The organism is uncultured Dokdonia sp. (genome assembly GCF_937910895.1).
Classification (GTDB): domain Bacteria; phylum Bacteroidota; class Bacteroidia; order Flavobacteriales; family Flavobacteriaceae; genus Dokdonia.
The window spans coordinates 1-16,653 of record NZ_CALEMI010000102.1; the positions used below are offsets into that span (position 1 = coordinate 1).

Consider the following 16,653-nt stretch of genomic DNA (forward strand, 5'->3'; position numbering starts at 1 on the left):
ATTCCAAAGATTGGAAAAAGCAAATACAAAAAGAGAATAACTGGGCACGTGTGGCTAAAAAATATAAAATGGAATGGCAAATGGTATGGAAAGATGTGACTGTTGGCTTTACCATTGCAGGTATCACAGCCGCTTTTGTACCAGATTCATTTTTTGAAACCCTATTTATTAATAGCGGTCAAGACAATACAGATTTCACTTTCTTAGAAATTCTAGAGCACATTATTGTAGGACCTGTAGCCGCTTTCCTAACGTTTATTGGATCCATGGGTAATATTCCGCTTGCGGCATTATTATTTGGCAAAGGAGTTAGTTTTGCTGGTGTGATGGCTTTTATTTTTAGTGATTTAGTCGTATTTCCTGTACTGCGTATAAATGCAAAATACTATGGTTGGAAGATGTCACTTTTTATACTATTCTTATTATTTTCAGCACTTATAGGAACAGCACTCATATTACATTACAGCTTTGATCTATTAGATATAATACCAGATCCGTCACAAGTAAAAATTCAAGAAAGTGAGTTCTTTAAAATTGATTACACCTTCTTCTTAAACATTGCCTTTTTATTGATTTCTGGATATTTAGTGTATCTAGGGTTCTTTAAAAAGAAAGATGTAGATCATCAAATGAGTGAGATGGCGCCTAAAAGCCCACTACTTGAACGTATTTTAAAATACGCTGCATTTATATGCTATATCTGGCTTGCTGGTGGACTCATTATAAAATTTATACTATAAGATTATGAAACACACCTATCACATACACGGAATGACCTGTAATGGTTGTCGTAATCATGTAGAGCAAACGCTTTCTAAAGTCAAAGGTGTGACTCATGTTGCTGTAGATTTAGAAAAAGCAGAAGCTAGTATCGAAATGGATTCCCATATCCCTATCGAGACCTTTCAAAAAGCGATGCAGGATGATGGAGGTCATTATTCTATTCACTTAAATCCTCACCTAGCCTCCCCAAAGGAGAAGAACTCAGAAGGAAAATCTAAAAGTCCCCTTCGGGGGTTGGGGGGATTTTACTGCCCAATGCATTGTGAAGGAGACAAGACCTATGAAAAACCTGGCGATTGCCCAATCTGCGGTATGGACTTAGTCCAAGAGCAACTCCCCCTTCGGGTGTCGGGGGGCTTTACCTGCCCAATGCATCCCAAAGTTGTTAAAGACGAACCGGGAGCCTGCCCTATTTGTGGGATGGATTTAGTACCTATGGAAGCAGATATCTCTGCAGAAGAGAAAACCTATAAAAAGCTTTTAAAGAAATTTTGGATTGCTGTCGTCTTTACCTTGCCTATTTTCTTAATTGCGATGAGCGAAATGATTCCGAACAATCCATTATACGAGGTGATGACTCAAAAATCATGGAACTGGATGCAGTTTGCACTGTCCATTCCTGTGGTATTCTATGCTACGTGGATGTTCTTTGAACGTGCCTATCGTAGTATAAAAACGTGGAATCTCAATATGTTTACTCTTATTGGTATTGGTGCGGGCGTAGCGTGGTTGTTTAGTGTATTTGGAATGTTGTTTCCAGACTTCTTCCCAACACAATTTAAAACCGAATCTGGTGCCGTTCACGTCTATTTTGAAGCAGCAACGGTCATCCTTACGTTGGTATTAATGGGTCAGGTGTTAGAAGCAAGAGCCCATAGTAAAACCAATTCGGCAGTAAAAGAACTATTGAAATTAGCTCCCAATAAAGCAGTGCGCGTCGTTCATGGAACGGAAGAAGAAGTTGCTATTGACCATATCCAAAAAGGAGATATCCTACGTGTAAAACCAGGTGACAAAATTCCTGTAGATGGTGTGATTACAGAAGGTCATACCACGGTTGACGAATCTATGATTTCTGGCGAACCGATTCCTGTCAATAAAACAAAAGATGACAAGGTAAGTAGCGGAACCATTAATGGCAATCAATCATTCTTAATGAAAGCCGAAAAAGTAGGCAGCGATACCTTACTTTCTCAAATCATACAGATGGTAAATGATGCGAGTCGTAGTCGTGCCCCTATTCAAAAGTTAGCCGATACGGTTTCAGGTTATTTTGTACCTGTGGTTGTTATTATCGCAGTACTAACCTTCGTTGTTTGGGCGATTTGGGGACCAGAACCAGCCTATGTATATGCGCTTGTCAATGCGATTGCTGTGTTGATTATCGCTTGTCCGTGTGCCTTAGGTTTAGCTACGCCTATGTCTGTGATGGTGGGTGTTGGTAAAGGAGCTCAAAATGGGGTGCTAATTAAGAATGCCGAGGCATTAGAAAAAATGAACAAGGTCGATACCTTAATCGTCGATAAGACCGGAACAATTACTGAAGGAAAACCAACCGTTGAAAAAATAGGTTCATTTGGAGACCGCTTTCGCGAAAGCGAACTCATCCACTTTATAGCGTCACTTAACAGTTCTAGTGAACATCCTCTTGCCGAAGCTACTGTAAAATATGGGAAGGAACAACGTATAGAAATATCAAAAACCGACAATTTTAGCGCAGTAACAGGAAAAGGAGTCGAAGGAAACGTAGCTGGTAAAAAGTTAGATCTAGGAAATGCTAAAATGATGGAATATGCCAAGGCAAAAATGACATCAGAAATGGAAGCCGAAGCCCAATCTTTTCAAAAACAAGGAAAAACCGTTTCCTATCTAGCTGTAGATGGCGAGGTGGCAGGTTATGTAGTGATTGGTGATAAAATTAAAGCGACAAGTGCCAAAGCCATCGCAGCCCTTCAAGATAAAGGTATTTCCGTCATCATGCTTACAGGAGATAATCACGATACTGCACAAGCCGTCGCTAGCGAACTTAACCTTGCCGACTTTAAAGCAGGAATGTTACCCGAAGATAAACTCAAAGAAGTTGAGAAATTACAAGAACAAGGTCACGTAGTAGCCATGGCAGGCGATGGCATTAACGATGCACCCGCCTTAGCCAAAAGTGATGTGGGTATCGCTATGGGCACAGGAACTGATGTCGCTATTGAAAGTGCGATGATTACCCTCGTAAAAGGAGATTTGCACGGCATTGTAAAAGCACGAAACCTTAGTGACAAAGTGATGCAAAATATAAAGCAAAATCTGTTTTTTGCGTTGATCTACAACACACTTGGCGTACCTATAGCAGCAGGAGTTTTATTTCCATTTTTTGGAATCCTATTATCCCCTATGATTGCGGCTTTAGCCATGAGTTTTAGCTCTGTATCAGTCATCGCCAATGCACTTAGATTACGAACAAAATCAATTGATTAACTATGAAAAAGAACATCTTATATCTCGGTATTGCAGTTAGTATAGGCCTCCTTGGTGGTTATTTATTATTCGGGAATAGCTTAGACCCAATATCGGAGAGTCACGATCATACCGAAGCTACAGATAATCAACTATGGACGTGTTCTATGCATCCCCAAGTTATGCAGCCGGAGCCAGGCGATTGTCCAATTTGTGGAATGGATTTAATTCCTGCCGAAACTAGTGCAGAAGGGCTCTCTGCCAATGAGATTAAAATGACGCAAAATGCTATGGCGCTAGCTAATATTCAGACGAGTGTTGTAGGGAGTGACCTAGTTTCAGATGAAGATGGGTTCATTTCACTATCTGGAAAAATCACTACTAATGAAGAAAACAATGCGATCCAAGCAAGTTATTTTGATGGTCGTTTGGAGCGATTGTATGTTAATTACGAAGGGCAAGAAATACGTCGAGGGCAATTATTAGCAACCATCTATGCCCCTACTCTGGTAGCGGCACAGCAAGAATTAATTACAACTGCTTCTTTAAAAGAATCTCAACCAGCCTTGTATAATGCCGTACGTAATAAGTTGAAGCTTTGGAAGCTTACCGAAAAGCAAATCAACAATATTGAAACATCAGGAAAAGTTCAGGAAAATTTCCCCATATATGCGACAGTTTCAGGAACGGTAGCTATGGTAATGGCGGCAGAAGGCGATTATGTAAAACAAGGACAACCTATTTTAAAAGTAAGTAATCTTACATCTGTTTGGGCAACATTTGATGCCTACGAAAATCAAATTTCTTTGTTTAAAGAAGGTCAAAAAATAAAGGTAACTACAAACGCATATCCAACTAAAGAATTTGATGCTGTCATTTCATTTATTGATCCTGTACTCAATGCGAATACAAGAACTGTAGCGGTAAGAGCCACACTCAGTAATAAAGAAAATATATTCAAGCCTGGCATGTTTGTTACTGGAAAAATTCAAGGTGCTTCTACTAGAGATTCATCTGAGATATTACGTATTCCTGCTAGTGCCGTTTTATGGACTGGAGAACGTTCTTTGGTGTATATTAAAACGCATCCTAATGAAGCTGTTTTTGAAATGCGAGAAATAACACTCGGCACTCGCAATGGAGACACTTATCAAGTAATTTCTGGGCTAGAAAACGGAGATGAGATTGTCACCAACGGAACATTTACAGTAGATGCCGCAGCACAACTACAAGGCAAAAAATCAATGATGAATGCCTCAGGTGGAAAAACAATGACAGGTCACGAAGGACATACAGGAATGCAGGCGACAGCCAATACAACCACGACTGCTTCAACGATGGAAATGGAATTGCCCAAAGCATTCCAAACAGCGTTTAAGTCTGTATTAGGGTCTTACTTTGACATGAAAGATGCTTTTGTTGACAGTGATGCTGATCAAGTATCCGCTTTCGCGAAAGCGGTTTCAAAAAAAATAAAAGCTATAGATGTAGTTAATTTAGGTACGATGGAGAAATCACATCTATTAAAGAGTATAGAGATGTTAGATGCCATTGCTTCCACTACAACATTAGAAAATCAAAGAACTCATTTAGTCGTGTTAAATGAACATATAGTCGCCTTAGCAATGCATATCAAATCACCTTCAGAAACTTTATATGTTCAAAAATGTCCTATGGCGAATAGCAATAAAGGGGCTATTTGGTTAAGTACTGAAAAAGAAATTAAAAATCCGTACTACGGAGATACGATGTTGACTTGTGGAAGTGTGATTGAAGAGATAAAATAGCTTATTTCTTGGATTTCATAGAATTAATAACCCATACATGCGGAAATGTAATGGTCGCTAAAAAGGCAAAAAAGATCGCATTAAAAAGATATAAGTCATCTCTGAGATAGAAATATAATGAGAATACACCTGTAATAGAAAGTAACCAATAGACAAAAGAAGATTTTAGGTATTTAACAACAGAGGCAAATGATGTATTCCCATAAAGAAAACGAATTTGACCTGAAAGTGAAGGAATAGCATGCCATATCACAAAGTATATGGCAAAAGACCAAAGCAGATTTGCCATTTTAAATAATGCAATAAACACCAAGATATAGACAAACTCTTCTATATAAGACACCTCCTTGTTCTTATTTTTATACACTACCAAAGAAAAAATCAATGTACTGATCCCTAATAATCCTATGCCTATTAAAAAAAAGGAATCAGGTAAGTCATAAGAAGTGATCTCATAAATAATGGTGGAAGTAGCCTCAGCGTTAAAGTAAAAGATTAAAAATAAGATGAGCATTCCGTACGTTGTAAAAAAATAAGTCAATAATCGCGTGCCCATTGTAAACTTATCGTGTAAATGCTCTTCGCCAAAATGAAAACCGCTGATGACGACAAAAACGAATAAAGCGAGTACAGGCAGTATATAAAAAAGCACTCCTACGCATAGCACAAATGCAACATAGGTTACTAAAATTTTATATGAACTCGTCGTACCAGTCGATCCCCGCCTAGTAAGAAGCTTAATATCATTCGCCCCATGAAGCAACCCTAACGTAAGTATAGAAACATACGCGAGAACGTTTTCTGCCTCACTATCAAACTGAATGGTAAGCCATAATAGAAAAAAAGTGATTACGATTTTATAATTCTTCACACCCTAAATATAAATATTTCATAAATATAGCATTGTTTTGTTTAATATTTACTATTTTTAGTTAAACAAAAAAAAACAATAACTATGAATTTTTTAACACTACCAACATTTTTAGACAAAATCGCCTCTGACGATTATGTGGCGTTTACATTTTTTGTAGGTGCGATGGCCATGATGGCTGCTTCTGCTTTTTTCTTTTTATCAATGAGTAGTTTTGATAGAAAATGGAAAACCTCGATTCTCGTATCGGGGTTAATTACGTTTATTGCTGCTGTACATTATTGGTACATGCGTGATTACTGGCAATTAAATACCGAATCACCTACCTTCTTCCGTTATGTAGACTGGATTCTTACCGTACCATTGATGTGCGTAGAGTTCTATCTCATTTTAAAAGTAGCAGGGGCTAAAAAATCACTTATGTGGAGACTGATCTTTCTTTCTGTAGTGATGCTTGTGACTGGATATCTAGGTGAGACTGTGTATCGTGACTCTGCGGCTCTGTGGGGATTCATCTCTGGGGTAGCTTATTTTATTATTGTTTACGAGATCTGGCTTGGAAGTGCCAAGAAAATTGCTGTAAAAGCGGGAGGTGCTGTATTAAGTGCACACAAAACTTTATGCTGGTTTGTCCTTGTAGGATGGGCTATTTATCCTATTGGATACATGGCTGGAACACCAGGATGGTATGAAGGGGTCTTTGGAGGTCTTTCTCTTGATGTAGTTTACAATATAGGAGATGCGATCAACAAAATTGGTTTTGGTCTTGTTGTGTATAACCTTGCTGTTATAGCAACTGAGAAAAAACAACTGGAAGCGTAATTTCCGATTGTACTAAAAAGTAAAGAAGGCTGTCTAAATAGTTTTAGACAGCCTTCTTTTTTACAGATAAAAGAAGAATTCATTAGTATATCATAAAGTATTTTTAAGAATGCTTCATATAAACCGTTTTTCGATTCACAAATTCCATGATGCCGTCTTTTGCTAATTCACGTCCGTATCCTGAATTCTTAGTACCTCCAAAAGGTAGTCTAGGATCAGATTTCACTAATTCGTTAATAAAATAGGCGCCATCGCTTACCGTGTCAGCATATTCTAATGCTTTTTTTACATCTTTAGTGCATACCGTAACTCCAAGCCCATATTTGGAATTTTCAGAGAGTTCAAAGGCATGATCTATATCTTTGGCTTTAATCATAGCAGCCAAAGGCCCGAAAGTCTCTTGATCGAAAGCAGCCATTCCTGGTAAAACATCTCCTAAAATGGTTGGTTCGTGATAGCATCCATTTTGATTTCCTCCTAATAACAATGTAGCACCTTGCTTAACAGATTTTCTTACTTGTTCATTCAACTGATCTGCAAGATCACGTCTAGCGAGGGGTCCAATCTTAGTAGTATCGCTCATTGGATCACCAGATTCCATCTTTTTTACAGCTTCTATAAATTTTATCACAAACTCGTCGTAGATACTTTCCATTAGGATAAAGCGCTTTGCAGCAATACAACTTTGTCCGCAATTGAGCATACGCGCAGTTACTGCTACTGTAACGCTCTTATCAATATCTGCATCTTCCCAAACGATAAAAGCATTGTTTCCTCCAAGTTCTAATACTGTTTTTTTGATATGACGACCAGCAATTTCTGCTACGGCAGAGCCCGCTTTTTCACTTCCAGTGAGTGTTACTGCTTTTACAGCATCATTGGAAATGATGAGCTCTGTTTGATCGTGATGAACAACTAAATTTTGAAAAACATAAGGCGGATATCCAGCTTTGGTAAATACTTCTTCAATTTGTTGCGCACAACCAAATACGTTTGGAGCGTGCTTTAACAATCCGGTATTACCCGAAGTCAACGTTGGTGCTGCATACCTAAAAACTTGCCAAAACGGAAAATTCCAGGGCATAATGGCTAAAACTCCTCCTATAGGGTCGTGTCGCACAAAGCTTTTATCAGCTTCAGTAGCAATGGTTTCGTCTTCAAGAAATCCTACAGCATTCTCAGCATAGTAATCACAGACCCAAGCACATTTATTTACTTCAGACCTAGACTCCGAAATGGGCTTCCCCATTTCTAAAGTGATCATTTTAGCATATTCTTCCACATTGTCCCGCAATACTTGTCCCGCTTTCTTTATAAGGTTGCAGCGTTCGGCAAGAGGTACTTTTCGCCAAGATTCAAAAGCTACTTGGCTTTTATGTAGTTTTTCAGTTAATGCCTCTTTAGTGAGCGCTGTATATACTCCCACTTGCTCTCCATTATAAGGGTTATTACTTTTAAATTCCATGGTTACGTATAAAATGTATTAATGTTGTTCAACAGGTTCATTCCAATAATCTACTAAAACTTCCCAAGCTATTTGACCATCGGGCATTAAACGATCACGAAGTTCCTGCTGTTTTTGTTTTGTTTTATTTCCAGCCATACTGCTCACGAGTGAATCTACCACTGCATCTTGCCATCTGTATCCATTATTTTCTACAGGAACTGGTTCCCAAGTATTAACAGGGATAACTGGCTGTTGAGTTGTACTGTAATTTATAAGAATATTTTCTTCAGCAAAATTATCGAAAGTTCTTTCTATAGTTACATTGGGCCAGAGCACTTTCATAACTAAATTTTCTGGTTGATATACTGAAGTATATAAGGTTCCAAATCCTTCTGTAAATTTTGTATTATACAAGGGATAATGTAAAAATGCCTTTGCTAACTCAGTAGCACTGATATTTTTAGATTTCAAATAGTCTTTAAGAAAGTTATATCGCTTTATCGTTTGATTAAATTGAGCATTTTCTTCCCAATCTACGGTTCCTTGGTGATTTGTAGCGAAGGCGTCATTAGTAACCAGTGGTTTTTTATCTGGAGCTAACATAACTGTTTTTGAAGCTCCCGTCTTGTCAACTACCGTTACATTGTATGACATGTGTGATGGAATACTTTTTAATACTTTTACTGCTTCGGCAGTATTTGTACAAAACTCTAGAACATATCTTAAAATAAAAGGAATTCCAAATCCATAACCTACTTCTTTACGACCTCCAAATGTAAGGGAAACACAAAGCCCTGCTTCATTCATACCATCTACGATACCAATTAAACAATCCGAAATACCCATTACTTTGTTACTATTCCATTTGCTTAGTAATATGGTACCTTCCAATAAATCTGGGTGGTAATCATAATTACGAACTAGTTGAATTTCGTCTGCTTTGATAACTGCTTGTGCGCAAGCACTAATATACGCTGGAGGTTGAAATCCTGTTAGAAAGCGAGCTATAGCGGGATCGGCATTGGTCAGTGTACATAAATGTTCATAGGTAGACCACATTTTAGGCATGTATTTTTTAAGAGCATCTTGTGAAGCCTTTAAGTTGGGCGTACTCACTGTTTCTTTTGACAAAAACCAAGTTTGATAGCCTGACCAATAGGCATCAAATAATCCTTTCCATTTTGCTCCTGCTATAGTTGGTTCAGAGACCGTACTAAAATTTAATTGCATAGTTTGTTTTAAAAATTAAGCCCATAAAAAATTATGGGCAATTTGAAAGATACTTTGATGTAACTATCGTTCCTATTTTATCATTTAGTTAGGCTACCTGTAAGCACTACCTGTTCTCTTTTATCCTCTACTATTTGAGAGGTATATTTTCCACGAATAGCATTTATCCAATTTTTTGCACGTGCGTTGAGTTTAAAATCATTGGTCATCATACGACCTCTTGATACTAAAATCCCCATATCTGCTCCTTCATATAAATAATCTCCTTCTTTGGCAATGTGTAGAAAAAATGCTTCGTTTTCGGTCTCTACAGCTCTTCTATGTGTATCCATTCTGTCATATTGGATGTGTCCATTATCAAACATTTTATAAATTCCTGATTTTGGAGCCTCAGAAACGTACTCAATAGTGTCTTCAGTGTGCTTGATAATTAATTGACTCCAACCATCTATGTTTTCTTGTTTTGCCCATCGTTCATTTAATTCTTTGATGTTTAGCTCATAATCTACACCCATCCATTCTAAAATATGGAATACAAAAAGCGGTGCATCAGCTAAGGCAAAAACAGCATGATTTGTAATGGAACTAGCGCCCGTCACCCTTGGATTTAACTCACCTAAATATATTTCACCATTATCTTGATCGATTAGGAAATCTAATTCAAAATAGCCTTTATAGCCTTCTTTTCTTAGTTGATCACCAAAAAGCTGTGTATACTTTGTTGCTTTTTCACGAATTTCAGGAGTAAATGCATTAGGATAGATTTCGTTTCCACACCATCCACCTTTATAAGGAGTCATTTCTTTGAATCCAACAAGTTCGGTCATTAAAGGAGCAACAATAGTACCGTGTCTAGTTACACAAGCCTCAATTGCAGAACCTCTACAATTGATCCGTTTCATTATTTTTACTTCTTTTTCCTTGACGATTTCTTCTTCATATTTTTTAAATTCTTCTTCATTCGTAATAAAGAACGTGGTATGTCCAGAATCACCAAATGGTGTTTGAATCACTAAATCTTTACCTAAAGCCTTAGATACTTTATCCAAATGTGCATAATCTTTAACTGACGATAATACATAAGGAACACATGGTACACCTGCTTTTTCAGCAATTCGATTTGTATTCACTTTATTATCCATTAGGGTTCTCATTTTCGCAGGAGGAAACATGATTTCTAACCCTAATTTTTTAGCAAGTTTTTCTGTTTTTTCGTCAAACATCAAAAACATAGCTTTCCCTGCTGAACGTCCTTTTTTTCTAAGGTTTAAATATGCTTGAACCTCTGGGTGTTGGAGGAGATAATTATTAATGTCTTCAATACTTGTAAATTCATCATGTGGGATTTCTTCTGTAGGTGAAAAAACATTAGGATGAAGGCCATCAAAACATTCAATATGACATATAAACTTAAAGCCCTTTATCCATTCATCAGCGCCTAGCATATTGAAATTTGTTGCACTAATAAAATAGAGAGGTGTTTCATTTTTATAAAAGTATCGTCTTATATCAGGGACACCATTAAGAATTTCGATTGCCTTTCCCTTTTTTACAGGTGTTGTTTTTTTGCTAACAGGTTTTGTCGTTTTTTTTATGCTTGTCGTTTTTTTAGTTGCCATATAAAATATCTTTCAATGTTTAAATTAATTATTTTTATTTTTTTCCAATAGACATACCACCTATAGAGGTGATGATTTTATGCCTATCTAGTATTTTTTCTTTGAATACTCTTAAACCCAAATCAGAGCGATAGCCGTGAATTTCACTTACATCTAGCACCGTCATAAAATTGATAATTTCTTCGCTAACTACTTGTCCTGGAACTAATACTGGAAAACCTGGTGGGTAAGGAATTACAAAGGTAGATGCTACTAGTTTTCTTCCTGTATCCATAACTGACAAACAGTCATTTAGGGGAACATACTCATAATTTTCTTCATCATACGCCAGAAAATAAGCTTCTCTTAAATTACCTCCTGGAACGCCAGGGACAGCCTGAAATGAATGATGGAAATAACTAAAATCTGGTAATGGAGGTACCTCTTTTGTTAGAGAATATATTCTTTTATCCCGAATCTCTCGTTCTTTATCATTCAAGGATTTAAGCTCATCATCTAATTCATCTGAAATTTTTAAAAGGGCATTGATAAGGTATGTGATGCTTCCTCTAGTGGTTCCGATATTCGTCATGAACAATACCGTATTTCGAGACGTTTTATTGATTTGAATATTGAATTTGTCCATCAGATACTTATTCTTAAACGTATCTCCATCAACTCCTGTTTTACCTATATATAAGGTTATTTTGGTTGGGTCTAGTACAAATTCATCTTTCTCCCAAGCTTCATCCATTCTGTTCCAACCTTCATTTTTGGTGTAATATTCATTTAAGCCTGTTTGACGAAATTCGTTTGGAATAAAATCACTTACAGTCAATACATCAAAGTATTTACTCAGTTGTGGATTGTCATTTATCTTGGCACGAAGCACCATTGCCATTTCGATACTCTTTTCGACTAATTCAAATCCTTCTAATTGTACTTGTCGTCTACCTACATCTAAAGATGCCAACATTTGGTAATTTGGTGATGTGGATGTATGAGTCATATAAGCTTCCAGAAATGTATTTTCTGTTTTTCTTCGGAAATCTTCATCCCAAATATGAATCATAGAACCTTGTCTAAAACTACTCAACGTCTTATGCGTACTTTGTGTAGCATAGACTCGTATCCTAACTTTATCAGGATCTGGCAATACTGAATGCTCATCATTACCTAATCCCTTTTTGTATTCGTTATATTGCTTTCTATAATTGGCACTTGTATATTTTTCATGCATTTTTTTTGCAGTAAACATACCTGTACGCTGCTTATAATTGTATGCAAATCCTGCAAAAGCAAACCAAGCTTCATCCCATAAAAATATCATGTCAGGCTTTATGGCAAGTACTTCTTCCATCACACGTTCTACATTATACACAAGCCCATCAAAAGTACAGTTGGTTAAAAGCAACATTTTTACATTGTCTAGTCTTCCTGCCTCTTTAAGTTTTAGCAACTTTGCTTTAATTTGTGCTAAAGGAACAGCTCCATACATAGAATATTCTTCAATGGGATAAGAATCTAGATAAACAGGATATGCGCCTGCCAAAACCAATCCATAGTGATGTGATTTATGACAATCTCGATCAACAAGAACTACATCTTCAGGTTTAACTAAAGCTTGCATCACAATTTTATTCGCTGTAGATGTTCCGTTAGTTACAAAAAATGTATTTAAAGAACCATACGCATCTCGAGCTAACTCTTGTGCTTTTTTAATAGATCCTTTAGGTTGCAGTAAAGAATCTAAACCTCCTGTGGTAGCTGATGTTTCTGCCAGAAACATATTACGTCCATAGAAATCTCCAAAATCGTTTATCCATCTTGATTTAAATACTGAATTTCCACGTGATATTGGCATTGCATGAAAAACGCCTGTTGGCTTTTGACTGTATTCAACCAAAGCAGAAAAGAAAGGTGTATGGTATCTCTCCATGATTCCTTGCATGATTGTAAGATGCAACTCTTGTATGTCTTCTGTTTGATAGAATATACGTCTAAAACCTTTTAACGTGGTATCTTTCAAGTGTCCTAAAGAAGTATCTGTCACATAATACACATCCAATTCAGATCTGAATTGTTTTATAAGTGTACCCATCAAAGGACCAAGTACTGTTTCAGATTTTGATGAAAAATTAAGGTTAGTTACTTTTTCAATATAAGGTTTGATCACTGGTGAAATTCCCTTTGAATAATAGGGAGGTGCATAACGAACGACAACAGCTTGAATGTTATAGTTAAAAAGTAACGCAATCATCGCATCCTGAAAAGATGTACGAACAACAACGCCATAGGTGAATTTATCATTTGAAGATCGAAGCAATCGTAAACTGTTATTGAGTTTGATTTCTTCTTCTTCTGATATATCGTCTACAAACAGTACTTCAAAGTGATTTTTTCTGGCACCATCATATTGTTCTTCACTTAATAACTCACTATTGTTTTCTTGTTGCGTAATAGATTCAAGGTTGCTTCTATAACTATCGCCTACCAATTGTTTGGTCGTTTCTGCTACCAAATGTGATAAAGAAGCATATTCTTCACTAAAGAAAGCATTTTCAAGCTTTTGCAGGCGTTCTTTTCCAGGAGATGCAAAAAAGCATTCTACCCCTTTCAAGTCTTTTATTAACTGCTTGACATCTCGTTTATGTACTTTTTCATTTTCAGAATCTTTGTGACAACGTGTCAATTCAGAAGTTTTAATTTTTAGCTTATTCCAAAAATCAACACGAAGTTGTCCAATATTATAATAAGGTGCACTTTTTGTTTTGTTTGTAGTCACGTTTTAGTTTTTTGAATGCAAGGCTAGTTTGTTTCCTTGTGAATCTATAAAAATGGCAAAATAGCCAGCGTCTTCACTAATGAAGGTTTTTTGCATCACTATTCGTCCGCCAGCTTCTTCTATTTTGTTGAGTACATCGTTAAGATCATTGCCTCCATTTAAATAGATCAGAGGTCCTTTATCGGAGGGGATTGAGCCTGGGCCAGCTATAACCGCTCCTCCTATTCCTGATTTCACAGGAAAATAAGCCGTTGCATTCACGTCGGTTACATTTTGTATCATTTCAATACCAAAAATGTGATTGTAGAAATAAACTGCTTGATTAAAATCAATTGCTGGTATTTCAAACCAACTTACATAATCTTTAATTGCTAATGGTTTATTGTTTTTATTCATTGGAATTCCACCCATAGTTTCTGTTTTAAATTACACCATCCCCTTTATAGTGAATGGGCGAGACTTTTTGCTCTAATTCGTTTTCTTTGATTTTTAATTCTGTAATTTTATCAAGCCTTGAAGGTTTTATTAATGGACCTAAAGAATCTAGATAAGGTGTAGGGATATTAGGTTGATAGATTCCAAAATGACTTGATTTAAGATGATCTCTAAAACTTTTGAGAGGTTGTCCTAGACGAAGAATTCCTAGTTCACGACTTCTTTTGGCTCTTTCTATATTTAGTTCAAGGGGTATGATTTCCTCAGTGCCTTCTGATTGGTGTAGGATTCGTCCATCGGGTCCGCAAACTATAGATCGACCACATCCTCCTGTATCCAACCCATTTACATCAAAGAAATAACATTGATTTACGGAAGCCATAGCTCTAACAATTGATAATTCAATCTCACGATCAATCGTCCCTGACATCGTAGGGTGCATAATAACCTCTGCTCCCATAGTAGTTAATGTTCTAATGGTTTCGGGAAACCACATGTCATAACAAATAGAAACTCCAAATCTTGCAACATTAGGCACATCAAATACACAGTAATCTTGCCCTGGTGTTACTCCAGTTTCATACGGGTAAAAAGGAAACATTTTGCGGTAACGCGTTACGATTTTCCCTTTAGGATCAATTACGGTTGCTGTATTGTAAATTTTACCTTCGCTTTTTTCAAATATAGAACCAGGAAGTAACCAGATTCCATATTCTTTCGCTTTAGCTTGCATTTCTGATTCAAACTTATTTGGAATTGGTTGTGCGGTGTGGGTCAAAGGACCAAAGGCACAAAGTTCACTAAACATAATCATTTCTATCCACGGATAGAGATTCATGGTAATATCAATTTTTAGTTTCATCATTTCCACGTTGGAAGCGACGGCTGATACTTTCATTTGTATTCCTGCAATTGCGAATGGTTTCATATATTATGTATAGCTTTTTTTATTTCGGTTTCCAAAATGGATAACCCTTTTTCTAATTGGTTTTCGGTAATGACTAAAGGTGATAAAATTCGTAACGTATTTTTATAAGTACCTGCACTTAAAATGATCAATCCATTTTCTGCGCATCCTTTCACAATTTGAGGACATATTTCTGAATTAGGCTGTGTGGGATCTCCGTTTCTAACAAATTCGATAGCTACCATAGCGCCTACGCCTCTTACGTCTCCAATCTCAGGATGTTGCCTCTTTAAATGCAGTAATCTATTCATCATGATATTCCCTATGATGACTGCTTTTTCATTCAAGTTAATTTCCTTCATATACTTGATGGTGGCAGATGCGGCAACACAACAAATAGGACTTCCAATATAAGTGCCACCTATAGAACCTATAGCCGCAGCGTCCATGACTTCTGCCCTACCAACTACAGCTGCAATAGGTAGACCTGATCCCATAGATTTAGCATAGGTACTAATATCTGGTTGCACCCCATAGTGTTGCCAACTCGCCCAATGCCCCGTACGACAAAAACCACTCTGCACTTCATCCATAATAAGCATAATACCATGTTTATCGCAAAAGAATCTTAATCCTTCTAGGTATTTTTGAGGTATTGGGTTAAACCCGCCTTCGCCTTGTATGGGCTCTATGATGACAGCCGCAACGCTCTTTACATCTACCAAATTGAGGGCACTTTCGTTGAGTCTTTTTAATTCGTCTTCCACAAATTGATCCATGTCTCGTGTACCACGATATCTGTAAAAATTAGGAAAGGGAAGTCGGTATACTTCTGGTGCAAAAGGACCACAATCAGGTTTGTAGTTTATTTTACTTGTTAAGGTCATTGCCATCATCGTACGTCCGTGATAGGCTCCTGTATAACAAAGTACAGCAGGTCTTTTGGTAGCTTGACGCGCAATTTTTATAGCATTCTCCACCGCTTCAGCTCCAGTACTTACGAGCATTACTTTTGTTTTTTCACCATGTGGCAAAATCTCAGCCAGCTCTTCACAAAGCTGTATATAAGGTTCATACGTTACTACATTAAAACTGGTATGCAAATATTTTCCTGCTTGTTCACGTATTGCTGCTACCACAGGCTCTGGACAATGTCCTGCATTCACTACGCCAATACCTCCTGCAAAATCAATAAGTTCTCGACCATCTACATCAGTAATAATAGCTCCTTTGGCGTCTTGTACAGTAGCTGTATTGAATACGCCTACTCCGTTGGCAACACACTCCTTTCTTCGATCTAAGAGTTCTTGCGATTTAGTTAATTTTTCAATCATTTTTTTAAATCTCTATTTTTTTAAGTGTTTTAAATACTATGGTTTAGAGTCGTTTCCATAGTATTAAATAGTATTTTATCAATCAGATCTGCAGTAAATGAAAGCTTAGAAATCAAAAAAAAAGGAAAAAAAATATATAAATCTACTTCTGTTAGAATTATTGATTTAAAAGACATTGATAGAGATGGTTCAGTGCCAGATCACAA

General features: G+C 36.9%; 12 protein-coding genes. 4 read left to right on the top strand and 8 right to left on the bottom strand.

Going from position 1 to position 16,653, the window contains the following annotated elements; translation table 11 throughout:
- From Q0505_RS12435 to Q0505_RS12445, 3 genes are all read left to right on the top strand, one after another.
- Positions 1 to 740, top strand: a 740-nt coding sequence (locus Q0505_RS12435) for a permease (RefSeq protein WP_299213295.1), incomplete at its 5' end; no start/stop codon positions are given.
- A 4-nt stretch (positions 741 to 744) separates the two neighbouring features.
- Positions 745 to 3,252, top strand: a complete 2,508-nt coding sequence (locus Q0505_RS12440; protein ID WP_299213297.1) for a heavy metal translocating P-type ATPase — start codon at positions 745 to 747, stop codon at positions 3,250 to 3,252.
- A gap of 2 nt (positions 3,253 to 3,254) precedes the next feature.
- Positions 3,255 to 5,018, top strand: a complete 1,764-nt coding sequence (locus tag Q0505_RS12445) for an efflux RND transporter periplasmic adaptor subunit (protein WP_299213299.1) — start codon at positions 3,255 to 3,257, stop codon at positions 5,016 to 5,018.
- Between the two features lies 1 nt (position 5,019).
- Here the strand turns inward: Q0505_RS12445 and Q0505_RS12450 are convergent, their stop codons facing one another.
- Positions 5,020 to 5,889 carry a Brp/Blh family beta-carotene 15,15'-dioxygenase gene (locus Q0505_RS12450; RefSeq protein ID WP_299213301.1) on the bottom strand — a complete coding sequence of 290 codons (870 nt, stop codon included), beginning with the start codon at positions 5,887 to 5,889 and terminating at the stop codon, positions 5,020 to 5,022.
- Between the two features lie 84 nt (positions 5,890 to 5,973).
- Between Q0505_RS12450 and Q0505_RS12455 the strand changes: the two genes are divergently transcribed.
- Positions 5,974 to 6,711: a bacteriorhodopsin-like gene (locus Q0505_RS12455; RefSeq protein ID WP_299213303.1), complete on the top strand. Its 738-nt coding sequence runs from the start codon at positions 5,974 to 5,976 to the stop codon at positions 6,709 to 6,711.
- Between the two features lie 103 nt (positions 6,712 to 6,814).
- On the opposite strand, the gene Q0505_RS12460 is transcribed toward Q0505_RS12455, so the two are convergent.
- The 7 genes from Q0505_RS12460 to Q0505_RS12490 form a co-directional block, all read right to left on the bottom strand.
- The gene (locus tag Q0505_RS12460) at positions 6,815 to 8,176 is read right to left on the bottom strand and encodes an NAD-dependent succinate-semialdehyde dehydrogenase (RefSeq protein WP_299213305.1); all 1,362 of its coding nucleotides are present in this window, start codon (positions 8,174 to 8,176) and stop codon (positions 6,815 to 6,817) included.
- Between the two features lie 18 nt (positions 8,177 to 8,194).
- Positions 8,195 to 9,388 carry a C45 family peptidase gene (locus Q0505_RS12465; RefSeq protein ID WP_299213307.1) on the bottom strand — a complete coding sequence of 398 codons (1,194 nt, stop codon included), beginning with the start codon at positions 9,386 to 9,388 and terminating at the stop codon, positions 8,195 to 8,197.
- Between the two features lie 80 nt (positions 9,389 to 9,468).
- On the bottom strand, positions 9,469 to 11,007 hold the full coding sequence (locus Q0505_RS12470) for a biotin carboxylase (protein WP_299213309.1): 1,539 nt from the start codon (positions 11,005 to 11,007) through the stop codon (positions 9,469 to 9,471).
- A 34-nt stretch (positions 11,008 to 11,041) separates the two neighbouring features.
- Positions 11,042 to 13,771: an aminotransferase class I/II-fold pyridoxal phosphate-dependent enzyme gene (locus Q0505_RS12475; RefSeq protein ID WP_299213311.1), complete on the bottom strand. Its 2,730-nt coding sequence runs from the start codon at positions 13,769 to 13,771 to the stop codon at positions 11,042 to 11,044.
- 3 nt (positions 13,772 to 13,774) lie between these two features.
- Positions 13,775 to 14,182 carry a VOC family protein gene (locus Q0505_RS12480; protein WP_299213313.1) on the bottom strand — a complete coding sequence of 136 codons (408 nt, stop codon included), beginning with the start codon at positions 14,180 to 14,182 and terminating at the stop codon, positions 13,775 to 13,777.
- 10 nt (positions 14,183 to 14,192) lie between these two features.
- Entirely contained in the window at positions 14,193 to 15,134 is a 942-nt protein-coding gene (locus tag Q0505_RS12485) for a carbon-nitrogen hydrolase family protein (RefSeq protein ID WP_299213315.1), read from the bottom strand.
- Positions 15,131 to 16,447, bottom strand: a complete 1,317-nt coding sequence (locus tag Q0505_RS12490) for an aspartate aminotransferase family protein (protein WP_299213317.1) — start codon at positions 16,445 to 16,447, stop codon at positions 15,131 to 15,133. Before Q0505_RS12490 ends, Q0505_RS12485 begins: the two co-directional genes overlap by 4 nt.
- Positions 16,448 to 16,653 lie beyond the last annotated feature (206 nt).

What these genes read in the sequence shown, in the direction of transcription:
- Q0505_RS12440 (WP_299213297.1), top strand. Translation starts at nt 745, where the DNA reads ATGAAACACACCTATCACATACACGGAATGACCTGTAATGGTTGTCGT.
- Q0505_RS12445 (WP_299213299.1), top strand. Translation starts at nt 3,255, where the DNA reads ATGAAAAAGAACATCTTATATCTCGGTATTGCAGTTAGTATAGGCCTC.
- Q0505_RS12455 (WP_299213303.1), top strand. Translation starts at nt 5,974, where the DNA reads ATGAATTTTTTAACACTACCAACATTTTTAGACAAAATCGCCTCTGAC.
- Q0505_RS12460 (WP_299213305.1), bottom strand. Translation starts at nt 8,176, where the DNA reads ATGGAATTTAAAAGTAATAACCCTTATAATGGAGAGCAAGTGGGAGTA.
- Q0505_RS12465 (WP_299213307.1), bottom strand. Translation starts at nt 9,388, where the DNA reads ATGCAATTAAATTTTAGTACGGTCTCTGAACCAACTATAGCAGGAGCA.
- Q0505_RS12470 (WP_299213309.1), bottom strand. Translation starts at nt 11,007, where the DNA reads ATGGCAACTAAAAAAACGACAAGCATAAAAAAAACGACAAAACCTGTT.
- Q0505_RS12480 (WP_299213313.1), bottom strand. Translation starts at nt 14,182, where the DNA reads ATGGGTGGAATTCCAATGAATAAAAACAATAAACCATTAGCAATTAAA.
- Q0505_RS12485 (WP_299213315.1), bottom strand. Translation starts at nt 15,134, where the DNA reads ATGAAACCATTCGCAATTGCAGGAATACAAATGAAAGTATCAGCCGTC.
- Q0505_RS12490 (WP_299213317.1), bottom strand. Translation starts at nt 16,447, where the DNA reads ATGATTGAAAAATTAACTAAATCGCAAGAACTCTTAGATCGAAGAAAG.